Below are 22,508 nucleotides of genomic sequence, written 5' to 3'. Positions count from 1 at the left end.
TGAGTTCATCATTAAATTTCTTAATTACAATAGAAAACTTTTCACACAGTAGATATTCACCTTTAAAGCAATGTGTATGTAGTAGAAGTAAATAAGATAGAAAGTCAGTGTTTCATGTCTTTGGTATTATCATATTCCTTTATGACTGTAATGATAAGTTCTTGAATCATCCAGCAAATATTTTTTAGAATGAATATAGATGACAAACTTCTCTATTTAATAAAGATACATTTATCTGTAGACTATTTAAATGACTCACCACAGGAAAGTTTTTTTTCTACAGAATGCACATTAACCTTTAAACAAAAGAAGTCCCATTTTAATGAAATGGAAGTAAAAGATTTATACGAAACAAATATAAATGATGTCTTTATAAGTTTAGATAAATCTTTGATAAAATCCACTGATTTTTTACGAAGATGTGCCTACCGATATGACGGAGTACAAGTTAGTATAGATAATTTTGGGGGTATTGGGGTAAAAAATAAACTAGCTTTGTTAAGACAGTGGGAGTCTATACGCTCTTTGCTGCTGTCCGATTACAAAGGCTTCTTTGTAGATGATTACCTAATGAGAATAAATAATATAACGGAATCCTCCGAAGAACATAACATGCCCATGAATAATTATTTCTATTACGGATTGATCTTATTTGGCATTCCACATGAAACACCCATCGGATGGAGCAGGATACGGAATGTGATGTTATCTGATTTTGATGATATCATATTTGAGGAGAGATTGTTTCATGAACAAGATATGGATGATAAACGTTGTTTTTCTATTGTGGGAGAGAACATAAATGAGTCAACCAACTGTAGAATAAACAAATACTACGGACGAGTACAAGTCCCTATGAATAGTTTCTTCCCAGATTGGACACAATTAGAAATTGATTACACTAAAGAAGATATCAATGTATATTGGAAATACGAATTAACTAAACAAGTGGAACAATAATTTATGGAGCGTAAAGTGAATAAATCATCTATAATGGCTACTGCTTCAGTGGATGACATGCAACAGGAGGAGAAGAAGCGAAAATGGCAAGACCCTAATGAAGATGTGAAATATGTTTGTGATGGGGGAAAAGTCCAATGCAAGTACTGTAGTTCACCCGTTGCACCAATTAGGGTTACAACAGAGAGTGTTATGCTACAAGACAAACCATGGGCAACTGTAGGAGATAATAATGGTCAGGTGAATTTCGGTTTTACAGGACTTTGCACCCATCCCAAGTGGGGAAATAACAAACCATCTTGCAAGTCTGTCATCAAGCTTGGTCAGTGGCAGGACTTTTCTGAGACAATCATTGGCAACCACAATGCTCTTTTGGTTAAGTCGACGATTCCATGTCTAATTAGTGGGGAAAAGCTAAAAATTGTGCATAGTGGACAAACAGCAACCTTAGATGTCGTTAACCCTTTAGATAAACGTAAAGTACTTGAAGATGCTTATTGGATTGATGGGGATGAGGTTAGAAGAGACATACCGTTGAACACTATTGTTGGGCTGTATATAAAAGCTCGAAATGTTTATGTAGGGGAAGAAGTGCATTTAATCATTAAAGATGGAAGAGGACAAGAAAAACCATATAATGGTAAGGTAATAAATGAGAATACTATTTTTATAGATAATTTTATGATAAGTTCTGATAAGAAATAATTGGAACTAATTATACAAAATAAAAAGGAATTATGGATTATATAACAATAGCAGCAGAAGGTTTTATAGGGACTCCCAGGCTTAAAGAAACACCTCATGTGGATTTTGGCGACCCACTCTCATATATGCAGATAAGAAGAAATCGGGCAAGCAACCTTTTTGGTACAGTAAGAAACAACAATACAAAAAACCATCAAGGTTTTGATTATTACGCCTTAGAAGGGACAGAAGTTTATGCAGTTGCTAATGGTGAAGTGGTCTGTATCGTAGACCCTCCTTTGGGCGATTATGGTAAGCAAATTATTATAAAAATAGATAATAGCAATTATTATGCTTTTTATGCTCATTTGTCACAAATTTATGTGAAGAAGAGAGATCCTGTGGAGAAAGGTGACACTATAGGGAAGACCGGAATCACAGGAAATGCCAAGACTTTTAGAGGACTTGACCAGCATTTACATTTTGAGTGCAGAACAGCAGCAATATTAGGGAAAGGTCTGGACGGAAGACTATCTCCCAACAATATAGTATTGACTAAATTCTATTCACAGGATCCTAAGAGTAAAATGCAAAGTTCTTTAGGAGTGTATAAGGTAGATAAGAATAATAAAAAGACGAAAATGGACTGTATCCTATGAAAAAAATGCTTTTATTTTTTGCATCCTATATACTACTTTCCTGTAGTCAATCCTATTATTCTGATACCTTTAAGAATAATATTCGGCAGGATAGTCTAATCATAACAGAGATGGAAAATGACACATGCTGTATGAATAGACTAATTTTATCACATAATGGTCAAAACAATGTGCTCCTAGAGTTACATTGTGAAGATGGAAGTTCCATTGACTTTGTGAAGAATATCAGAGGGAAGAAACGACAGGAGAAAATTGGAGTTTATGCTATTTATAATGCAGCTGCTGATGGGAACAGCTTTTTGTTTTTCAACTATTTGACACAGCGAGCTTATATTACACCTGCATGCTTTTCTGATTGTGTTCCAGAATACACCTCATTAGACTTCAAGAAAAGGAATATAATATTAAGGAATACAAACAGTTTTACGGGCAGTCTTAATGACACTTTGAAAATCGGAGAAAAACCAGAGTATGTTGTCTGTGGTAAAAAGTTCCAATTTGTCAAGGCTATAATGAAAATAATATATTGATAAAAGTACATATCTCTGACATTGCTATTGGTCATGACAAACTCTCGGGGGATGCTTTCCGTGCATCACTCGGATTGTTCTCAGAACCTGCACGACAGCATGTACTACCACGCATAAGCAATGAGACAGAACTCATTAATTACATGGGACGTAAGCAAGCAGCTGAGACTGCCGATACACGTTACATCACAGCTGAGAGTCAGGTTCCCACCCTACGTATAGTCTCAGTCGTAAGTCTTTACAGCTCGTTCTTGGAGCGTATAGGAAATATATCTAAGGAGAGTTTAGGTAACTTTGTTATTATCGAAATAACACACGAGGTGAGCCAAGGAAGCTATTATAAAAACCGCTTCAAGGCTATACCTGCCACGATTAAGGCATTGCCAAGCGAAGGTTCGTATGCCATTAGCCGAGACACAGATGGCAATTGTGCTCAGCAATGCTGACCCACAAGGAAAGGGACAACGGTTTCACTGGAAAGGGAGGCGGTTCAAATAATAGTATTACCTCAATTCCGCAGCGTTTTTCCTTGTGAGGCGATTTTATATGTTGAGATGTCTTTTTGGGGGTTCTATATGTTGATATGAGGTTTTTCGGGGCTTCTTGGTTCTTGCATAGGCATGAAGTCCCCCACCCAAACCAATGGGGAAGTATGAAAAACCACAAAGAAATGCTGCTTATTCAAGGAATACTTCAGAATAGTATGCTTTATTTGTATACAGGTTCAGAACGTTCCGCCTTCCTGTTCTCACCCATTTTGCCGGCATGCTGACAAAATGCAGGATAAAGGCTTTCAGCCTGCTTGTCTTTTTCAACGGTTTGACCTTTTCGCTGATATGGCGGACGAGATAGAGATAGATGTTCTTCAGCATGGCGGTAACCATCATGAAAGCCATGTTCTCAGCCATGAGGGAAAAGAGCATATGTTCCAGTTATTCACATTGGTGTTTCCGTCACGGTTCTCACCTCCGACTATGATGGCCCCGATGGAAGCCCAGCCCGGGAATTAACCATGGTCCTGCCTGTAGGAATACTTTGCGTCGAACTTGTAAGCTGGAATAAACTGGTGGTCAAAGTCCAGGTCAACATGGCTGCCTGCCTTTATAAGGCTCTCCCGTTAAATACGTAGATAGGAAACTGAACAAAGGCTTATACACCTGTATGGTATGACTGTCCAAGGTCGGACGGTCTCACAAAGGAGGATAAAGCACAAAATTAAAATACAGAAAAGGCAAACAGATACCATGTCTTTCCGTCTCCTACAAACAACTTTTTCCCATATCACTCAACGTTTGTAAACTATTTTCATGCTACTCAAAACCAATACATGGTCTCTTGGCTTTGAAAAGACGCCCAATTGGCTTGCAATAGATGCCCTTTTGAGGTCTAACTGACGCCCTTTTGAAGTCCAATTAAGCACCTTTTCTTGCACAGCTTTATAACTAACTGATTTACTGCCGGTTGCAAACTTGCTTTTTACACGTGTTCTTGCCTTTATCTGTAGGTATTTTATCTGAAATTATGTCATGATTTTTCAAGACGTTGTCTGCCTTTTCAAAGTATTGACATGAAAAGGTTTTCTGCATCGGAGGATGATAATAAAGCAGGCAGCCAAGACGGTCTTGGCTGTCTGCTTTGTTTAACGCACAACTTCGCTTCTTCCGTTAAAGCTATACGAAAAGCATCCACGCATTTAACGGATGAACCAGTATTGCTGCCTGCCAGGTGTGGTGTTGTCAGACAGTTGTAGTTGAGAACAAGTGTTTGTCAGATACCTGTCGGCTGTCAGTTCAAGCCCAAACCATTCATGTCCTGATGAACTGGGCTGGACTTGAAAGTGATTCCGCTTTGTAGCGTATGCTTGTTTTGGTCTTATCGGGCAGCAACCGTAAAAACCTGACAAGGAATGTTAAAGGTGGATAAAATACGGGCAAGATACTTGCATGTACGGGGTTATCTTTCTATATTTGCAGTATATATTTGCGTATATAATTGTAGAAGACAATATTTTATTATACAACAGATTGCAATTCTTCCTCTTCATTCAGAGCAAGACTGTTCACAGCCGCACAGAGGAGACTTCAGGAAGTTGTTTGAGGTTTTCTCTTTTTTTGTCCCTTGCAGGATGATGCAGAGTTGCCTCTTTGATCATTATTTACCAACAACTTAAAATTTTTTCAATCATGGGTTCATTCAGAGCAACATTGGAATTGGGTGGCAAGGAGTATGACGTACTCTATTCCAACTACGAGTTCAGCCGCAACACCGACAGCAAGGGCAAGCCTTCATCAAGCATCTCGGGCGGACGTGTAAGCGTGACGGTAGAGTCAACGGACGACACGACGGCCATCGAGGCCATGCTCAACAGCCAGTTCAAGGCCGTCGAGGGCAAGATCGTCTACAAGAAGACAGAGGAGGATGCGAAGATGAAGGAGATCTGCTTCAAGAATGCGTACATCGTCCACTACAAGGAGACGCTGAACGTTGAGAACGAGACTCCGATGACCATCGCGATGACCTTCTCTGCGGAGACCATCACGGTGGGCAATGCGGAGCTTGACAACCGCTGGCCACGCACATAAGCCTACGGACGGCGGGGAGGGCATGTCAGGGAGCAGGTCTCCCGGCATGCCCTCCTGCCTTATGCTTACATCCCTTTCCCGACAGACATTCCCACAGTAAAAACGATACGACATGGCATTTCCCGACATACGCTTCACCGTGACCATCGGTGACACAGCAATCCCCACCTTCAAGTCCTTCCGCCTGGAACAGCGCATAGGCGACCATCATTACTTCGAGCTGGTCCTCGACCTCGAGACCGGCAGCAGCCGCTTCTCACATGACATGGGCAGCAGCTCCGACTGGCTCGGCGAGCCCCTGACCGTCCGCACCGACGGCAGCACCTCCTTCCTGGGCGTGGTGACGAACGTCCACATGCACCGTGAGGACAGCGAGTTCGGGTATCTCGTCGTGTCCGGCTACTCCGCCACCTACCGACTGGAGACCGCCCCCGGAAACTTCTCATGGACAGGGAAGAAGATAGGAGAGATCGTCAGCCAGCTCTGTGATGCCGCAGGGGTCGGGGCAAAGGTCAATGCCGCCTATGACGGCACGCCTGACTATCTCTGCCAGTACGGCGAGTCCCAGTTCGATTTCATCCGCCGCCTTGCCGCACAGTACAAGGAATGGCTCTACTATGACGGCACATCACTCGTCTTCGGGCGTCCCGCGACACTTCCCGACTCGGTCTGCCTTGAGTTCGGCACCACCCTCTCGTCGCTTGACATCGGCATCCAGACGCTTGCCCGTCCCAAGAAGGCCTACAGCTACCACTCCTCGTCCGACCAGCAGATGAACGAGGCGAGCCCGTCGGAGACGGCCGGCCAGGACCTCCTTGCCCGCAAGGCGGTGGCAGCCTCGATGAAGCTGTTCAGCGTCCCGGCACGCCAGTATGCCGAGCAGCGTGTCAACTCCGGTCCGGAGCTGGTGGACTACATGCGCCGCAAGCAGTCGGCCGAGACGGCGGAGAGCCACTACGTCACCGCCGAGAGCCGTGTCCCGGGGCTGTGCGTGGGCAGTGTCGTCAAGATAGACAGCTCCTTCTACCAGTCCTTCAGGTCGCTCTCCCGCAAGACGCTGGGCGAGTTCATCATCACCGAGATCGTGCACGAGGTGGGTGAGGACGGCTACTACCGCAACCGCTTCAAGGCACTCCCCTCCGCCCTTGAGGTGATCCCCGTGCCCGACGCACGCATCCCCCACGCCGAGACGCAGATGGCTACGGTGACGAGGAACGACGACCCCAGGGGCAGCGGTCGCATCCAGGTGCGGATGAACTGGCAGGCTGACGACATGAACACGAACTGGATCCGTGTGATGACACCGGATGGTGGTAGCAGTAGTGACGTGAAGAGCAACCGCGGCTTCGTATTCATCCCCGAGGTCGGCGACCATGTCCTCGTCGGCTTCCGCCACGGCGACCCCTCCCGTCCCTATGCCATGGGCAGCCTGTTCAACGGATCGACAGGTGGTGGCGGCGGCAAGGGCAACAACTGCAAGAGCCTTACCAGCCGCAGCGGCAGCTCGCTGATGCTCGACGACTCTGTTGGCAGCGTTACGCTGCACGACAGAGGAGGCGTAAGCATGAACTTTGATGGCGGAGGTAATTCAACGCTCAATGCCAATTCCAGCCAAAGTTTCAATGCCGGGGCAAACGTCGGCATCAATGTCGGGGCGAAGAAGCATCAGCCAGCTTCATCCACACTTTCTATGGATAGTAATGGAGTAATAGACCTTAGTGGTAAGAGCAAAGTTACTATAAAAGTAGGTGAAAGTACTATTACGATAGATACTAACAGCATAACTTTGAACGCCCAGAATATTCATGCGGCAGGTAGCAACCTGAGCTTGTGTGTAGCAGGCGGTGAGACAGGTATCTCTATGACGGAAGGTCTGAACCTTGATATCATTGGAAGTCCTGTGAACATTAATCAAGGTGAAGGTGGAGAAGTGAAAATAAAATAGTATGGAACAGAGATATAAAGTCGATACAAGAAGCACTATCAGTGTCAAGGGAATAAACATCTTTCAAGATTTCAAAAGTCAGCAATGGAGAGTAGTGCTGGAGAAAATCGGTGGTAATTATCTTGTTACCATCGAACGGACCCCCTTGCGCAACACAGACAATGGTCAAGACCTGAACACCCTACTCGAAATGGCAGAAAGTGTATATGCACGTATTGTGCTTCGTGTAGGGCAAAATGGAGACATGGAGGTAGACAACAAGGAAGAGATTTTCAGCAACTGGGACTCTGTCCGGAAGGACATTATAAGCACTTTCGGCTATGATGACGAAATGGAGACCTTCTGCCAGAATGTCAAGGAAAGTCTGAAGGACATTGACAGCTACGTCAAGCGTAGTATGATTTTCTTTGTTCTTTTATCCACGTTCAGCAAGAGAGATGAGTTCAAAATTCCTACAGATTCCATCCTGGCTGTCGGCAGTCCCATAGAGCTAAGCATCAGGCGCAAGGAAGCTGCAGGGGAAAAGGAAGGAAAAGACATTCTTGTACACGAAGGCAAGGCTGTCCCTGTTGATTTACAGGAGGTGCGTGCAAAGTATGATAAGGATCTCTCAGAATATGTAGGTGCTCCCTTTAAGTATGATTTCTCTTTCTGTACAAAGTACGAGTATGACCATCTGAAGGGTGGAATGTTTGACAATGCAGTATGCAAAATACATGAGCATCTGTCAGACGGTTATATTTATAAGAATAGCATTGAGTTCAGTTCTTTAGAATAAACAGGAATGGCAAAACAGTACGTTCTGGATGGAGATATGGTAGTTTGTACTTCTGGTGCAAGGCAGACAACTATTCATGTGTCCAGCCAGTATATGGTAAAAAGAGGCAGTGGAAAACTCGTGGCAACAGAAGATGACCGGTTTACTGGGTGCTTCTTATGCCAGAAAATAACAGCAGTGGAGTCTTCTTACGGCATGATCTCAGGAGCAATTATAGGTGCTATTGCGGGAGCTCAGCTAATGCCTGCAACGACCGCTTTAGGCTTTACGGCAGGTGCCGTCTATGGTTTGTTTTCTGGAGCAAATGAGGGGAACAAGATTGGTTCGGCCGCAGGTGAAATGGCAGGAGGAGCTATCGGTGAGGCCATAGGCGCAATGACTATGCCATTTCCCCTCAGCCCGTTGGGAGCACTTGCTGGAAAGAAGCTCGGCCAGGCTCTGGGGAGTGTCGCAGGCGGATTGATAGGTGCTGTTTGTAATGGGCTTGTAAAGGGAATAGAGTACGGAGTGAAAGGTGCTCTTATTGGTAGTATTGCAGCCCCTATTGCTGGTGCGCTCATTGGAGGCATTACAAATGGGGTCGGACGTAGTTGTATTACGAATATGATAGTGAAGAAAATCAACCCTTGCTCCCTGTTAACAAAAGGAATACCTTGGACCAGTCTGCATGAAGATGTGACGATTGCGGGTAAACATGCTTTGATGCCCGATGCCAAGATTACCTGCCCGATGGCGGGGCTGATTTCTATAACAAAGCCAGACTGGGATATAATGCTTATGTGTGCAAAGATGTCATATTGGGTCTATTGCACACCGGATAAGTATAAGGAGTATGAGAAATATGATCCAGAGAATATGGGTTGGCGAGAGGTTACGCCTGAGGAGTTGGTGGAGAAGGGGATGCTAAGGAAGTCAAATAATGGGGTTTATGTATTAGAAGGAAATAATGCTATAAAATACCATCCTGAAAACTACAATAATAGAACAAGGTACTTCTTTACAGATAAAGATTATAATGGTTATGTGAATGATGATACTGCAGAAAATGGTTCAGGTATGAAAATGGGAATGTACGAGAAAGATGGGCATTACATCTTAGTTGCTCGCGGAACAGCCCGGACCCCAGACTGGATAGATGATAACCTAACACAAGGCGTTGGATTAGGAAGTGATCAGTATGAACAGGTAATATCCGTCTCTAAGAAAGCCTCACAAAGAGTTGGTAAACAAAATATTACAATCACAGGTCATTCTATGGGAGGAGGCACCAGCTCTGCCTCTGGTATTATCACGGGAAGTGATACCTATGCCTTCAATCCAGCAGGTGTGCATCCAAATACAGTCGCAAAATACGGAAAGACGCGGGCTAACTCGTCAAATGTGTATTCCATTTATGCTGCATCGGATCCTCTGAATGGCTTACAGAATAATCTTCCAACATTAGCCCCATCCTCGGTGGGAATGCGTATGGAGTTAGATACCGAAAACCATTTTGACTTATTAGATCCTTTAGCTTATCCTTTGGATGGTCATGGAATGCCGTTGCTCATTGAAGAGATAGAGCGTCAGGCAGCTTTGCACAAAGATGATAACAAACTGCTGGCATCACATAAATAACAATTACTATAATATATTATGATTAGAATCATTATTTTAGCTATTATATCAGTATTACTAACAAGCTGTAATTTTATGTTTAAGAAATCATATAAGATAATCCCTCCCGAACCACAGGTGTATTTCCCCGACGGGCAGGAACTGAAGATGGCAACTGCTATCTATGACGGTGACACCCGTTCCGTACAGTCAATGATCAATGATGGTGTTGACCTGAACCGCATTAGTAAAGGTGGCATGACCTATCTGTATTATGCGATGTTGACAATGAACTATGACATGATGGAACTGCTGCTGAAGAATGGTGCCAACCCAAACATCCACAGTGATTTCTATACCCGCCCTGACTTGCATAAAAAAGGGCTCAGCGATGACAAGAGTACGGGCGTATGCTTGGAGTATTCTGGCTACAGAGCTTATGACATCAAATATATGAAACTTCTTTTGAAATATGGTGCAAACATCAATGATACGACCTATGTCAGTCCTCTTAGTGCTGCTGTACTAGATAAGGTCCAAGGAAAAGAAAAGATAAAGTATTTGGCAGAGAAGGGTATAGATTTAAACTTCAGTATTACTAATACCCCTATAATTTGCGGTCAGGCTGCTATTTATAAATGGGATATGGTGCTTTTCTTATTAGACCTTGGTGCTGACCCTATGGCTGCGGATAAGGAAGATAATACTGTTGCAGCTTCTGTACAAGAGTACTACGATGAGGGTTTTGACCTTAACAGCGAGTATGGCAAGATGGCACAGGAGGTGAAGCGAAGGCTTGAACGGCGAGGTGTGAAGTTCCCTTACTATCCCAAGAAAGATAAGGCAGCATCCGATAGCACGGAGCAGGCAAGAGAATAATAGCAAGGGCGCAGGAACTTCCACAGCTGGTTTATGAGTTGAGTAGTCAGGCAGGAGAGCACAAAGACAGTGCACGCTTGCTGGCTATATAGACATAACAATCACGACAAGTTTATGATCAGAATCATTCTTTTAGCTCTTCTGTCGGTATTATTGTCAGGCTGTAATCTTATCTTTAAGAATTCTAAGCGGTTAGCTCCCGAACCACAGGTGTATTTCCCTGACGGGCAGGAGTTGAAGATGGCTACGGCTATCTATGACGGTGACACCCGCTCCGTACAGTCAATGATCAATGATGGTGTTGACCTGAACCGCATCAGTAAAGGTGGTATGACCTACCTTTATTATGCCATGCTGACTATGAACTATGACATGATGGAACTGCTGCTGAAGAATGGTGCAGACCCCAACATCCACAGTGATTTCTATACCCGTCCTGACTTGCATGAAAAAGGACTCAGTGATGATAAGAGTACGGGCGTATGTTTGGAGTATTCCGGATACAGGGCTTATGACATCAAATATATGAAACTTCTTTTGAAATATGGTGCAAACATCAATGATACGACCTATATCAGTCCTCTTAGCATTGCAGTACAAGATCAGGTTCAGGGAAAAGAAAAGATAAAGTATTTAGCAGAGCAGGGTATAGATTTAAACTTCAGTATAACTAATACCCCTATAATTTGCGGTCAGGCTGCTATTTACAAATTAACGGAGTATTGTTCATACATCAAGAAGAATAATTATTTCCAACTAAAGGACTTCGATAAGATAATACAAATTCAATATGACCGGTATCAAGAAGGGGTTGAGATAGAAAGGCACCGTATGTCTGGCGAGTAGTATAATATTATGCTGTTCTTTGACGTTATGAAGACATCGTATATGTATCAACATTCTATATTGCCGGAAGGGGGCGTTGAATGTTCAGAATCGTAGCAGATTCATCCTGTAAACAGCTGTTCATGGCATAGATAAAAGTCAAGATATGAAAAGAAAGGTAGTACTGATACTAATTGCCTTGTTGTTTTTCGTAGTGCACTCTGAAGCACAGAGAAAGACTGGACGACCTTTGCCAAAGGTGCGTAAGGGAGCTGCTGCTCCCTTGGCGCAGCCTGTCAGCGACAAGACGCTGGCAGACTGGAATGCTATCCATCGCACGTATGCCGCAAGGAAATACCAACCGAAAGACAGCTGGGAACTTGTGTCCTACTATGATTATTCGGTCACAGAAAATGAGAATAGCTTGGAGGAACTTCAGAACATGAAGATACAGATACTTGGTGACTCTATCCTTTATCTGAATGGGAAGAAAATCAAGGTTTGCCGTACTGACCGTGATTCGTTTATGTACGAACGGGACGCACTTTACTACCCCTATCTAAAGGATTACTTTGCTCTTCGTGGTATCAATATATCCAAGTCAGTTCCTGTTCTGCTTATACAGTCGTCGGAGGACGAGATATACAGCGATATGCTGGAGTATATTTATACTGGTAAATATCTTGTGTTGTATCATAATAACATTGCTGGTATTTTCAAACACGTGAGAAAATCTGGGCAGGGACTACCTTCCCTTGATGCAAAGCTGGAATACACGCAAGCCGACATGTATAAGGATGTAAAAAAGGAGATGAGTAGCAAGCGTGCCCGCGAATATAATATTCGTCCCTATAAAGGAAAACTGAGAATATGTATGGGGAAGAGTATATCCCAGATGGACAGCAGTGGTGGCTTCTATTTCGTGAAACTACCTAACTATAAATCCTTCCCCATCTTTGTTGCTTATAACTGCAACGAGGACGATGAGTTCCTGATATTTACCTACAAGAATGGGATGATAGACGACGATAACTGTATCAGCGTCCTTACCTTCAGTTCATATAATAACATAAAGGAAGACTTCGCTATCTTTACGGATGGAACTATCTATGTGCGAACGATAGAGGGCAAGAAGACCTCCATAGATGTTTACCGTATCAATGACGATGGAGAGTTCTATCAGTTGAATCAAAGCTGATGTTTGGCACTAAGTATAGTGTTTCATGCGCTATGATGTATGTTGCCGATAGGCTTTCATGTTGGAACTCTTAAAAGATAATTCGGTCAGTAAAATAATAGAGCCACTTTGTCCTGTTAATGGCATGGGTAATCCAGGAATGGTACAGTATGACTCTAAGTTTGCAGCAATCCATGTTGAAATTAATCAATAAGAATGAATATGAAAAAACCAGCTTTTTTATTTGTGTGCCTGTTTGGACTGTTAAGTTCTGGTCACTGTCACGAAAAACAATCCCTTGACCATTATTGTCTAACCATAAAGGCAATAAAAGAAGGTAATGACAAGCAAGTCATCGTAAAAGATAATTTAGAAGAGACTCGTAAATCGCAGTCAGTGACTGAAAAGGATACCAGCTGGTATGGTCATTATGAATATTATTTGCAGGCATCAGATTATCCCCCGGTCTTTGTCGACTATGAGCTTGAGATTAGTCCAGACAGCTGCATCTTTACGGGAAATGGTCAAATGACATGTTTTCGGGTCTTGTGCACTGTGAGTAAAAAGACTGAGGAATGTCTGACATTGCGTTACTTGGCTTCATTAGATGAGAATAACTCCTTGACCTTGGTTGATACGGAGAAAGCAACGTTAGTGGAATTGTACCGGCATAATGGGAAATACTATCTTAAAAGTCCTCATATCATAAACAAGAAAGGTAAGAGTAATGTGAAGGTGAAGTGCGAGAAGAAGCTGTAGAATGTAAGCGTGGCATAAATGACAACAACTGTACTACAGCGATTCAGTTCCATCGGCTTTTACATTCTGATGCGGTTGTAAGATTTGTTTGTCATTATTGTCAGGAACTTATAAGTAGTGGAGTCAAGCCTCTTCCTGGCTTTGAAGATATTGCCAAAGAGCATTATCATCGTTATTCCGTAGATGTTGATAGAGAAATATATAAGGTGCGTGACGAGTAATGCTGTGTCGCTTCTCTCTGAAATTCCTGTTTCCAACAGCTGGCTTGTGAGAGAAAGAATGATATATTGAACAGAAAAGAATCCCAAAGGAGGGGGAATGAAAATTCAATGAAGCGGAATATGAGAACCATATTATTATACTTGTTCGGGCTGGCAGCAATACATTGCCAGGCGCAGTCTTCTGTTTCTCAGCAAGTGGCGGATGAGAGAGAATTTGTCAATACGGAATTAATGGAGAGGGAAGACAGTATGCAGACCCTCCTATTGAAAGAGTATGCAAGGGCAAACGGTTACAAGACACCTGACTACAGAGTGTTCAAGGAAAAGTGTCTGCACTATTTTGGCAAACAGCTTCACCCGACTGCACAGGATTATAACGTGAGTATAGGTGAGGGTATTGAGTATACAATCAATGAAATAGGCAGGTTCGTCTTTACAGGTGCTGAAGGGCTGTTTTATCAGCCGGAGTTGATGGACCGTGACCCGACTATGGATGACGCCCGGAGGGTTCTTTATACGAAGGAGAATGGCATGGCGGATATGTTCCTGGCATACAATAGATTACTTTTCAATGACAATCAGTCCTCTTTGTCTTATTTCTATAGGGATAAAGGCAAAGCGATGGATATAGTCTTTAACTTGAATTATGAGAACAACTATCTGCTTACCCGGCGTGCCATAGAATACGCCTGTCAGGACGATTACTTTGATGCTTATGTCACGCACTTCTTGTTCTACAATAATCCGGCAAGGGGATACAGGGAGAAACTGATTGCCATGTTTTACCAGCATGCGGCATCAAGCAAGAGCTGCATGGAAAAATTTGAAAACCTTGTTTATGCCTATTACAAGGATTACAAGCAAATCAACGTAAGTCAGGACGTGAAGGATGAATGCTTGGCATGTCTGTTGGATTGCCTGAATCAGTACGATGAAGCACATCAGGACAGGATACTCAAAGTGATGGATAGGAAGGCATACCAGCATCTTTCTAACTTCATGTCAGTTGACTGTGGACTTCTGAAGCGGATGGACAAAAGCAATTATTATGGGAAAAACACTTTGCGAGCGATTGCAAAGGATGTGGAACTGGAAGTATCCACAGCTGATGATTCCACAGATTATTATATCGAAGATTCTGATGGCTATACCAACTTACGTGCAACTGGAAGTACTAAAGCCAGAATTATAACTCGGGTCAGATCGGGATGTTTTGTAGATGTCATTGAGAAAAGTGATAATTGGTGGAAAGTAAAGACTGACAATGGTAAAATCGGCTATATCCATAAGAGTAGGATCAGATGTAACTAATTAATCCCAAATCGGTCCATTGGATTTTTCCCACAACTCTCCAATGTTGCAAAGTCTTGCTTTGGTTCTTCCGTTAAATACGTAGATTGGAAACAGGATAAAGGCTTATACACCAGTATGGTATGACTATCCAAAATCAGACGGCCCCACAAAAAAGGATAAAGCACAAAATAAAAATGCAGAAAAGGCAAACAGATGCTATGTCTTTCCGCCTTCTACAAACAACTTATTCCCACGCTAACCAATGTTTGTAAACTATTTTCATGAAGTTCAAAACCAATACATGGTCTCTTGGCTTTGAAAAGACGCCCAATTGACTTGCAATAGATGCCCTTTTGAGGTCTAACTGACGCCCTTTTGAAGTCCAATTAAGCACCTTTTCTTGCATGACTTTATAACTAACTGAATTACTGTTGGTTGCAAACTTGCTTTTTATACGTATTTTTACCTTTATCTGTAGATATTTTATCCGAAATTATGTCATTATTTTTCAATCCATTATCTGCATTTTCAAAGTAATGACATGAAAAGGTTTTCTGTGTCGGAGGATGATAATAAAGTAGACAGCCAAGACCGTCTTGGCTATATTTTTATTTAATGAATAACCTCGGTCTTCCGTTAAAGCTATACGAAAAGTGTCCACGCATTTAACGGAAGAACCTTATTTCCCCTTGTCCTTCGGCATCGTTATTGGGAACAAGGGATTGTCTACATGCTCCTGATAGATAATCTTCACCATCTGTTCAACAGTCTCCGGGTGTTCTTGTGCAACATCTCTGTCTTCGTGCAGGTCTGTCGCAAGGTTATAAAGATGCGGAACACCACGGACGACTATCAGCTTCCAATCCCCCATACGCACAGCAATCTGATTGGTTTCAGCAAACTCCCAGTAAAGGTACAGATGCTTCTTTTGCGCCTTCTCATCACCCATCAAGGTTGGGAAAATAGAGATTCCATCGAAGAAATCGTTGGTTTTCTTCTTGTTGACATAGCGTTTGGGGAAGTTGCGTACACCAGCCACATCACAGAAAGTCGGCATCAGGTCGTAGAATGCAAATGGCAGATCACTGGCCACATTCTCCTTGATACGTCCCTTCCAACGGGCAATGAACGGAATACGGATACCTCCTTCGTAGCACTGACGTTTGAGTCCACGCAGCTTACCGTCACGGTTGAAGAAGGCTGGGTCAGCCCCGCCCTCCTCATGAGGACCGTTATCACTGGTGAAGATGACGAGTGTATTCTCTGCAAGTCCCTGCTCGTCCAGCACATGGAGGATTTCTCCTACATACGCATCAAGGCGGGTTATCATCGCAGCAAACTGTGCGTGCGTGTGCTCAACGGCATTATAACGAGATCCTTCCTGCCCTCCCCAAGTCTTATCCTCAAAGAATTTCTTTTTATAAAAAGCTACGAGCGAGTCGTTCGGCTGTGTCAGCTCTGCATGCGGAAGCGTATAAGTGAAGATGCCGAAGAACGGCTTTTCCCTGTTCTGTCGCTTTAGCCAGCTCAAGGCATGCTGATGGATGAGGTCGGCTGAGTAGTCCTTGCGTTGCGCATACAGCTCACCAAACATCGGATAATCAATATTATTCTGCATCACGACACGTCTTACCGCACTGTCGCCACGCTCTCTGCTATATTCATTGAGGAAGTTTGGGTAGTAAAGATGCGCCTGGAACTGGCAGATATAACCGTAGAAATCATCTACACCACGCTTGTCAGGAGTTGATGTAGAACCTTCATAACCGCCAGCCCATTTACCGAACATACCCGTCCGATAGCCATTGCCTTTCATTATCTCAGGCAGGATGACGTGCTCCGGGTCATAAGGATGCTGGCCGACAACGCTGAAATCGCGGTTTTTACCGTAATAAACAGGCTTGCTCAGTGCCCAATATTCCTTGTTTCCACGCACTTCAGTATGCCCGGAATGCTGTCCTGTCATAAAGCAGGCACGCGATGGGGCACTCACCGGAGCACTGGCATACGCCTGCGTGAAGCGCATACCCTCCTTTGCCATTCTGTCAATATTCGGTGTAAGGATGTACTGCTGCCCGTAACAGCCAAGGTCGCCATAGCCCATATCATCACACATAATGTAAATAATGTTCGGGCGTTGCTGGTTTTTCTGCGCTATCGCTTCGGCTTGACTACAAGCCAGTGCGGCCATGGGCAGAAGCATCTTTGTAAGGTTTGGATTCATATGACAATGTTATACTTAGGTATTTTTTATTTCTTTTACTTAGCCTTAGGTTCTATAAACATAAATAGGCATACAAACTTACATAAAAAAAACGAAAACACGAATATTAAAGTTGCAATTAAAGCAGGCGCAACGGCAAAGCCTACCAACAAACATCGTCATTTTCAGAACCGAGCAGAAACTTTAATGTAGTATCTGACTCAACAACAAAAAAGCTGATAGTTCTTCCTTTCTATACTAACCAAAATCCTAATAAAACAAGACAAAATAAACAATGTACTTTCTTTTGCAGAAATAGTATAAATACATTCACTTTTTAAAACCTATTTTATCGCTTACTATTACCTTTTGACTAAAATACGCATAATTTTAGTTAATTTACATTAAACACAGGGGGGGTAAAACGCCATGTTAAATTATTAACAATACCTTTGCTTCGCATTAAATAAGAATAAATTTACATTTTCATATCATTTCAAGTGATTATCGTTGCAGATAATTGGACAAATAGCAACTATCCATATTTAATTTACAGAAAATCATGGATAATACAAAAAACTGTTTAAATGACTGATAAATATTAATCAAAACAAACAAAATGAAAAGATTACTCTTAATGACAATCCTATGTCTTGCTGTGCTGCAAGCTACATGGGCCAAACTGACTGTGACAAAAGAAAGCGACGGCACAGTCGTTTTCACACTCAATGCTACTGGCGACATTGCAAGTGAATTTAAGATGAAAGGATATGCACAGTATGAGGCATTATCCCTAATTAAGCCTCACTTAAATGCTACGAAGTTGAAAGTTGTAACCAAACCTGGGGTAAAAATGAGCAATGAGGACTTGAAACGTATTTGTGGTATGGAAGAGAATGAGAACAACTTTCCTAACCTAAATACGCTTGACCTTGAATCTGCAGACCTTACAAATGACGCCGACTTGGTTAATCTGAAGTATATGGATAAATTAAAGACTATCACTTTTCCACGTACAACGACAAATATTCCGCAATATTGTCTTACGAATGGTTCATGCAAAATAGAACATGTCACCATTCCTGATAATAAAAACCGCAGTGTTACAGTCGAAGCACAGGCATTTGGAGAAACTCTAAAAACAATCAAATTAGGTGAAGTAGAGCCAAATGGTCATAGTAAAATTGGACAACATGCTTTTTTAGGCTGTACAAGTCTTACTTTTGTTGATTTCGGCTTAGGGTGGAAAGAAATTGGACGCCAGGCTTTCGACGGCTGTTCTGCTTTAAAAGATATTGTTTTACCAGAAGGAATTGAAACCATTTGTTATGGTGCCTTCTCGGGTGCAGCGATTGAAGCTATTCATTTACCAAATACTTTGAAAAAAATTGAAGCAACAGCTTTTAAATGTCACCATTTGAAAACTATTACTATTCCTGCAAGTGTCGAGATGATTCAAGGACAAGCGTTTCAAGAGAACTATGCTTTGACGGATGTTTATGTACTGGGAACACATACGAAGGCAGAAAACCAGGCTTTTTACGAGCAAGCAACCGCAAGTTTTAGATATAATAATCCAAGTAACACGACCCCTTTAAAGCGAGAGTTTTATAAGAAAGGCAACTCTTCTGATAGTCCTTTAGCTATGTTGCATTATCCTGAGGCGGCATACAATGACTATGTCAATGAGAATTCACGTTCCTTGGGCGGTTCAACAAAAAACATGGAAGCAGAGAATGGTGGTTGCTGGCCTACTAAAGAAGATGGTAAATTCACTACGGCGCATGGTGACTATGCCGGTTGGAAGAATTTTGCACTTACTGGTAAACTCAAACAGGAGGAGACCTGGGAGGACGATAAGCGTGTGGATGGCAAATGGTACACAATGTGTCTGCCGTTTGACATGACAGCCCAACAGCTCAAGAGCGCATACGGTTCAAAAGTTGAGGTTGTAGAGTTCTCTGGTGTAGAGGTTGAGACAAAACCTAATCGTGACAAGATTATCACACTGAAGTTTAAAACTCCCGTTACAACAACCAAGGCACATCATCCTTATATGATTCACCCAGCCCTGCACAAGGGAACACAGACAGGCGTAAAGACAACCATCGTAGGCATCAAGAAGAAGGAAGAAAAAGCTGAAAGTCTACAAGCTGAAAAGGTTGAAAAGACTGCTGATGGCGTCACCTATACTTTTATTGGTAATTATGACAAGAACAAGCACTTGCAGCAGTATTCTTATTATTACTATTCGGGCGATGATGAGACAACTTATAAGAATGGTTTTTACAAATGGGTCAACCTTAACAGTGGAACATGGACTCCTTACACGGCATGCGTTTTGATGAATAAGGACAATGGTGCGAATGCTAAACCCGCAATCAGCTATTATATGGAGACTATCGACGGGCAGACAACAGCTATCGGCGACCTTCCCGTCATGCCGATAAACCATGAAACAAAGCAGGGTAAAATCTACACCGTTACCGGGCAGCTTATCCAGCAAGGAACGCTCAATCTGAAGACATTGCCCCGGGGACTGTATATCATTAATGGGAAAAAACATATCGTTCGTTAAACAAAAAGCAGATAATCATGATGAAAACAAAGTATATTAAACCAATGATAGCTGTTAATGCCGTCATTTCCGAGAGCTTTATTTGCAATAGCAAAACAACGGATTCTGCAAGTATTGGAGGCACTGGAAGCCCAAATGAAAAAGAACAACCAGACATTCAAACTGGTGGGCCAGGTGTATCAGGAAGCAAGGAAAATCTGTTCGGCGAACAATACACACCCAATGTCTGGGAAGATTAAAACCATCTTCTTTACTGTTGATTAACTTATCAAATGGGATTGCATCTGCTTCATGCTGATACTGTCCCATTTTTTATTATATATTTCCAACAAAAACAGCTACAACCTGACACTCACTACGAATTATTTTCATGAAGAAAAATAATTATTTACGTGAAAAGAAATAATTATCTTCATGAAAAAAAATATTTATTTTCATGAAAACAATTCGAAAGGAGGCGGTCAAGGAGGCAAGAGGAGTACGTCCTATGGGGGTAACAACACAACGGAAAGAGCACAAAAAAGCCCGAATTAATCGAGAAAAGGACACCTTCCCACTATTAATCCGGGCTACATGGGTTATCCTGAACACTTTTACCCAGTACCTGAATGCTGTCATTATGTATCATTGGTGCACCATCCTGAAACAGAACATGGTTCAGGGATGCGGCAGACATTACTTGATCCTGTCAAGCAGTTCCTGCGGGAGCTTCGGCATGGCACCGTTCTGCGTACAGACGTATGCACTGACTTCCACGGCAAGTTTATGGGCTTCCGTGATGGGCATACCGGCAAGGATGGCTGAAGCAAAGGCACCCGTGAAGGAATCACCTGCGCCAACAGTATCAGCAACTTCAACCTTCGGTGTTTCATGGAACGACTGGAGGTTCGGCGCAAATACGTATGAACCGTTTACACCGCAGGTAAGCACGAGCATGTCGAGATTGTACTTGCCCAGGAGAAGCCAGCACTTGTTCTCCATGTCAAGTCCCGGATAGCCGAAAAGGCGACCGATGGTAACGAGTTCCTCATCGTTAATCTTGAGGATATTGGCGTGCTTGAGCGAGTTTGTGATAATCTCCTTTGTATAGAAGTTCTGACGAAGATTAATATCAAATATCTTCAGACAGTCCTTCGGTGTAGCCTCAAGGAATTTCTGTATGGTCTGACGGCTTACGCTGCTGCGCTGTGCCAGCGAACCGAAACACACGGCACGGCTGTTTCTGGCAGCTTCTTCAAGCTCCGGGATGAACGGAATATTGTCCCATGCCACATCCTCCTTGATGTTATAGGTAGGTACGCCCTCATCATCGAGTTCCACCAGGACGGTGCCAGTCTGATAATCCACCTCTGGCATCATGTACTTTACTCCCTTTTTATCGAATTCATCGAGGGTCTCTTGCCCTAATGCGTCATTTCCGACAGCACTGACAGCAAGCGAATCATGACCGAACTGTCCTGCGTGATAGGCGAAGTTTGCAGGTGCGCCACCGAGTTTCTTCCCCTCAGGAAGACAATCCCATAATGCCTCTCCGAGGCCAACGATTACTTGTTTCATATATTTCTTCTGTTTTCAGTTATTATTTTAAGAGGAGCTTATTAGCCCTGTCAGGCTAATCAGTCTTATCAACCAATAGTCCTATTTCATCCTTGGAATGTAAGAAAAGAGGTAGAACACACCCACTGCCATTACCACAACAGCACCGAACTGCCCGACTGCATCGCTGGCAAAACCCATGAGAAGCGGGAAGATCGTACCACCGAAAAGACCCATAATCATCAGTCCGCTCACCTCGTTCTGCTTGCCGGGAACACTCTGCAAGGCACGTGCGATGACCATTGAGAAGATATTACTGTTACCATAACCGACGAGGGCAATAGCCACGAAAAGCTCAACTTTTGACGTTCCTACAACCAAACCACACATTGAAAGTGCCATCATGGCAACCGAGATGATGAAGAACAGCCTGTTATTCATCACACGCAGGAAGAACGAACCTGTAAGACATCCGATGGTACGGAAGATAAAGTAGAGTGATGTTGCAAAGGCTGCATCGTTCAGTGTCATGCCAAGACGCTCCATCAGAATCTTTGGAGCCGTAGTATTAGTACCCACATCAATACCCACGTGACACATAATACCGAGGAAACTCAGCAGAACAATCGGCTTACCCAACAGGCTGAGACACTCTCCGAAAGAGCTTGCCTTGCCCTCGATCGGCTCTTCTTCGATAGGTGTAGAGAAGAGCAGAAGGGTTGCGAGTGTACCAATAATCAAATAGATTGGAAAGAGAACACGCCATCCGAGACCGAAAGCAGGAATGCTTGCCTGCGCTCCCCACATGGCTAAGTAAGGTGCCATAAAGGATGCGATAGCCTTGACAAACTGCCCGAAGGTAAGTGTTGATGCCAAGTTTCCACCCTTCATAACGGTTGAAACCAGCGGATTCAACGATGTCTGCATCAAAGCATTGCCAGTTCCAAGTAGTGAGAATGAAACGAGCATCAAGCCGTATGACTCGCCGAAAATCGGCAGGAGAAGGGAGAACAAGGTGATAACAAGACTGATGAGTACCGTCTTCTTGCGCCCGATCTTATTCATCAACATTCCTGTTGGTACGGAGAAGATGAGGAACCAGAAGAAGACAAGGGACGGAAAGACATTCGCTGTGGAATCCGACAGATGCAAGTCGCTCTTCACATAATTGGAAGCAATACCCACCAGGTCGACAAAACCCATTGCAAAGAAGCAAAGCATTACGGGCAGCAGTGTGAGTTTATTGGTTTTCGACATAATCTTTAAATTTTTAGTTTTGTGTAAAGTGATTGTCTTTATTTCG

Annotated in this window: 20 protein-coding genes and 2 pseudogenes; 17 read left to right on the top strand and 5 right to left on the bottom strand. The window is 43.1% G+C overall.

All coding sequences use genetic code 11. The features are described 5' to 3' along the window. Positions 1-189 precede the first annotated feature (189 nt). The 5 genes and pseudogenes from ADJ77_RS05860 to ADJ77_RS14005 form a co-directional block, all read left to right on the top strand. The gene (locus ADJ77_RS05860; RefSeq protein WP_025079216.1) at positions 190-960 is read left to right on the top strand and encodes a hypothetical protein; all 771 of its coding nucleotides are present in this window, start codon (positions 190-192) and stop codon (positions 958-960) included. A 3-nt stretch (positions 961-963) separates the two neighbouring features. Beyond that, positions 964-1,665, top strand: coding sequence for a DUF4280 domain-containing protein (locus tag ADJ77_RS05855; protein ID WP_050696133.1), 702 nt, complete (start codon positions 964-966; stop codon positions 1,663-1,665). A gap of 32 nt (positions 1,666-1,697) precedes the next feature. After that, positions 1,698-2,303 (top strand): M23 family metallopeptidase, encoded by a 606-nt coding sequence (locus ADJ77_RS05850; RefSeq protein ID WP_025079218.1) that lies wholly within the window; start codon positions 1,698-1,700, stop codon positions 2,301-2,303. Positions 2,304-2,434: 131 nt separating this feature from the next. Then, positions 2,435-2,833 (top strand): hypothetical protein, encoded by a 399-nt coding sequence (locus ADJ77_RS05845; protein WP_234398192.1) that lies wholly within the window; start codon positions 2,435-2,437, stop codon positions 2,831-2,833. Positions 2,834-2,850: 17 nt separating this feature from the next. Then, positions 2,851-3,313 (top strand): annotated as a pseudogene (locus tag ADJ77_RS14005) (type VI secretion system tip protein VgrG); the annotation flags it as partial. A 197-nt stretch (positions 3,314-3,510) separates the two neighbouring features. On the opposite strand, the pseudogene ADJ77_RS14400 reads toward ADJ77_RS14005, so the two are convergent. Beyond that, positions 3,511-3,950: pseudogene (locus ADJ77_RS14400) on the bottom strand (hypothetical protein); the annotation flags it as partial. A 1,066-nt stretch (positions 3,951-5,016) separates the two neighbouring features. On the opposite strand from ADJ77_RS14400, the gene tssD reads away from it, so the two are divergent. Then, entirely contained in the window at positions 5,017-5,415 is a 399-nt protein-coding gene (tssD, locus tag ADJ77_RS05830; protein ID WP_025079278.1) for a type VI secretion system tube protein TssD, read from the top strand. A gap of 25 nt (positions 5,416-5,440) precedes the next feature. On the opposite strand, the gene ADJ77_RS14125 is transcribed toward tssD, so the two are convergent. Next, positions 5,441-5,626, bottom strand: a complete 186-nt coding sequence (locus ADJ77_RS14125; RefSeq protein WP_244148557.1) for a hypothetical protein — start codon at positions 5,624-5,626, stop codon at positions 5,441-5,443. Between the two features lie 54 nt (positions 5,627-5,680). Here ADJ77_RS14125 and ADJ77_RS05825 point away from each other — a divergent pair, with 54 nt between their 5' ends. The 9 genes from ADJ77_RS05825 (at position 5,681) to ADJ77_RS05785 (ending at position 14,906) form a co-directional block, all read left to right on the top strand. Beyond that, positions 5,681-7,360 carry a type VI secretion system Vgr family protein gene (locus tag ADJ77_RS05825; protein WP_244148556.1) on the top strand — a complete coding sequence of 560 codons (1,680 nt, stop codon included), beginning with the start codon at positions 5,681-5,683 and terminating at the stop codon, positions 7,358-7,360. 1 nt (position 7,361) lies between these two features. After that, positions 7,362-8,138 carry a hypothetical protein gene (locus ADJ77_RS05820; protein ID WP_042740993.1) on the top strand — a complete coding sequence of 259 codons (777 nt, stop codon included), beginning with the start codon at positions 7,362-7,364 and terminating at the stop codon, positions 8,136-8,138. A 6-nt stretch (positions 8,139-8,144) separates the two neighbouring features. Then, positions 8,145-9,755, top strand: a complete 1,611-nt coding sequence (locus ADJ77_RS05815; protein ID WP_050696130.1) for a hypothetical protein — start codon at positions 8,145-8,147, stop codon at positions 9,753-9,755. A gap of 75 nt (positions 9,756-9,830) precedes the next feature. Further along, entirely contained in the window at positions 9,831-10,613 is a 783-nt protein-coding gene (locus ADJ77_RS05810; RefSeq protein ID WP_081784442.1) for an ankyrin repeat domain-containing protein, read from the top strand. A 114-nt stretch (positions 10,614-10,727) separates the two neighbouring features. Then, positions 10,728-11,459, top strand: coding sequence for an ankyrin repeat domain-containing protein (locus tag ADJ77_RS05805; RefSeq protein ID WP_025078579.1), 732 nt, complete (start codon positions 10,728-10,730; stop codon positions 11,457-11,459). Between the two features lie 145 nt (positions 11,460-11,604). Then, the gene (locus ADJ77_RS05800) at positions 11,605-12,636 is read left to right on the top strand and encodes a hypothetical protein (RefSeq protein WP_025078578.1); all 1,032 of its coding nucleotides are present in this window, start codon (positions 11,605-11,607) and stop codon (positions 12,634-12,636) included. 195 nt (positions 12,637-12,831) lie between these two features. Next, the gene (locus tag ADJ77_RS14120) at positions 12,832-13,374 is read left to right on the top strand and encodes a DUF5991 domain-containing protein (RefSeq protein ID WP_025078577.1); all 543 of its coding nucleotides are present in this window, start codon (positions 12,832-12,834) and stop codon (positions 13,372-13,374) included. Continuing rightward, positions 13,356-13,595, top strand: a complete 240-nt coding sequence (locus tag ADJ77_RS13745; protein ID WP_148301606.1) for a hypothetical protein — start codon at positions 13,356-13,358, stop codon at positions 13,593-13,595. The genes ADJ77_RS14120 and ADJ77_RS13745 overlap by 19 nt, the downstream gene beginning before the upstream one ends. A gap of 120 nt (positions 13,596-13,715) precedes the next feature. Next, positions 13,716-14,906, top strand: a complete 1,191-nt coding sequence (locus ADJ77_RS05785) for an SH3 domain-containing protein (protein ID WP_234398128.1) — start codon at positions 13,716-13,718, stop codon at positions 14,904-14,906. Positions 14,907-15,567: 661 nt separating this feature from the next. Here ADJ77_RS05785 and ADJ77_RS05780 read toward each other — a convergent pair. Continuing rightward, on the bottom strand, positions 15,568-17,112 hold the full coding sequence (locus tag ADJ77_RS05780) for an arylsulfatase (protein ID WP_050696129.1): 1,545 nt from the start codon (positions 17,110-17,112) through the stop codon (positions 15,568-15,570). 598 nt (positions 17,113-17,710) lie between these two features. On the opposite strand from ADJ77_RS05780, the gene ADJ77_RS05770 reads away from it, so the two are divergent. Beyond that, a complete protein-coding gene (locus tag ADJ77_RS05770; RefSeq protein WP_025078573.1) occupies positions 17,711-19,669 on the top strand; it encodes a leucine-rich repeat domain-containing protein in 1,959 nt (652 codons plus the stop codon). Positions 19,670-19,686: 17 nt separating this feature from the next. Then, on the top strand, positions 19,687-19,908 hold the full coding sequence (locus tag ADJ77_RS13230) for a hypothetical protein (protein WP_148301605.1): 222 nt from the start codon (positions 19,687-19,689) through the stop codon (positions 19,906-19,908). Positions 19,909-20,344: 436 nt separating this feature from the next. Here the strand turns inward: ADJ77_RS13230 and ADJ77_RS05765 are convergent, their stop codons facing one another. Both ADJ77_RS05765 and ADJ77_RS05760 read right to left on the bottom strand, forming a co-directional pair. After that, entirely contained in the window at positions 20,345-21,226 is an 882-nt protein-coding gene (locus ADJ77_RS05765; protein ID WP_050696128.1) for a carbohydrate kinase family protein, read from the bottom strand. An 81-nt stretch (positions 21,227-21,307) separates the two neighbouring features. Then, the gene (locus ADJ77_RS05760; protein WP_025078572.1) at positions 21,308-22,462 is read right to left on the bottom strand and encodes an MFS transporter; all 1,155 of its coding nucleotides are present in this window, start codon (positions 22,460-22,462) and stop codon (positions 21,308-21,310) included. Between the last annotated feature and the right edge of the window lie 46 nt (positions 22,463-22,508).

The sequence above is a fragment of the Prevotella fusca JCM 17724 genome (assembly GCF_001262015.1).
Lineage (GTDB): Bacteria > Bacteroidota > Bacteroidia > Bacteroidales > Bacteroidaceae > Prevotella > Prevotella fusca.
This window is presented reverse-complemented; position numbering and strand designations above follow the sequence as displayed.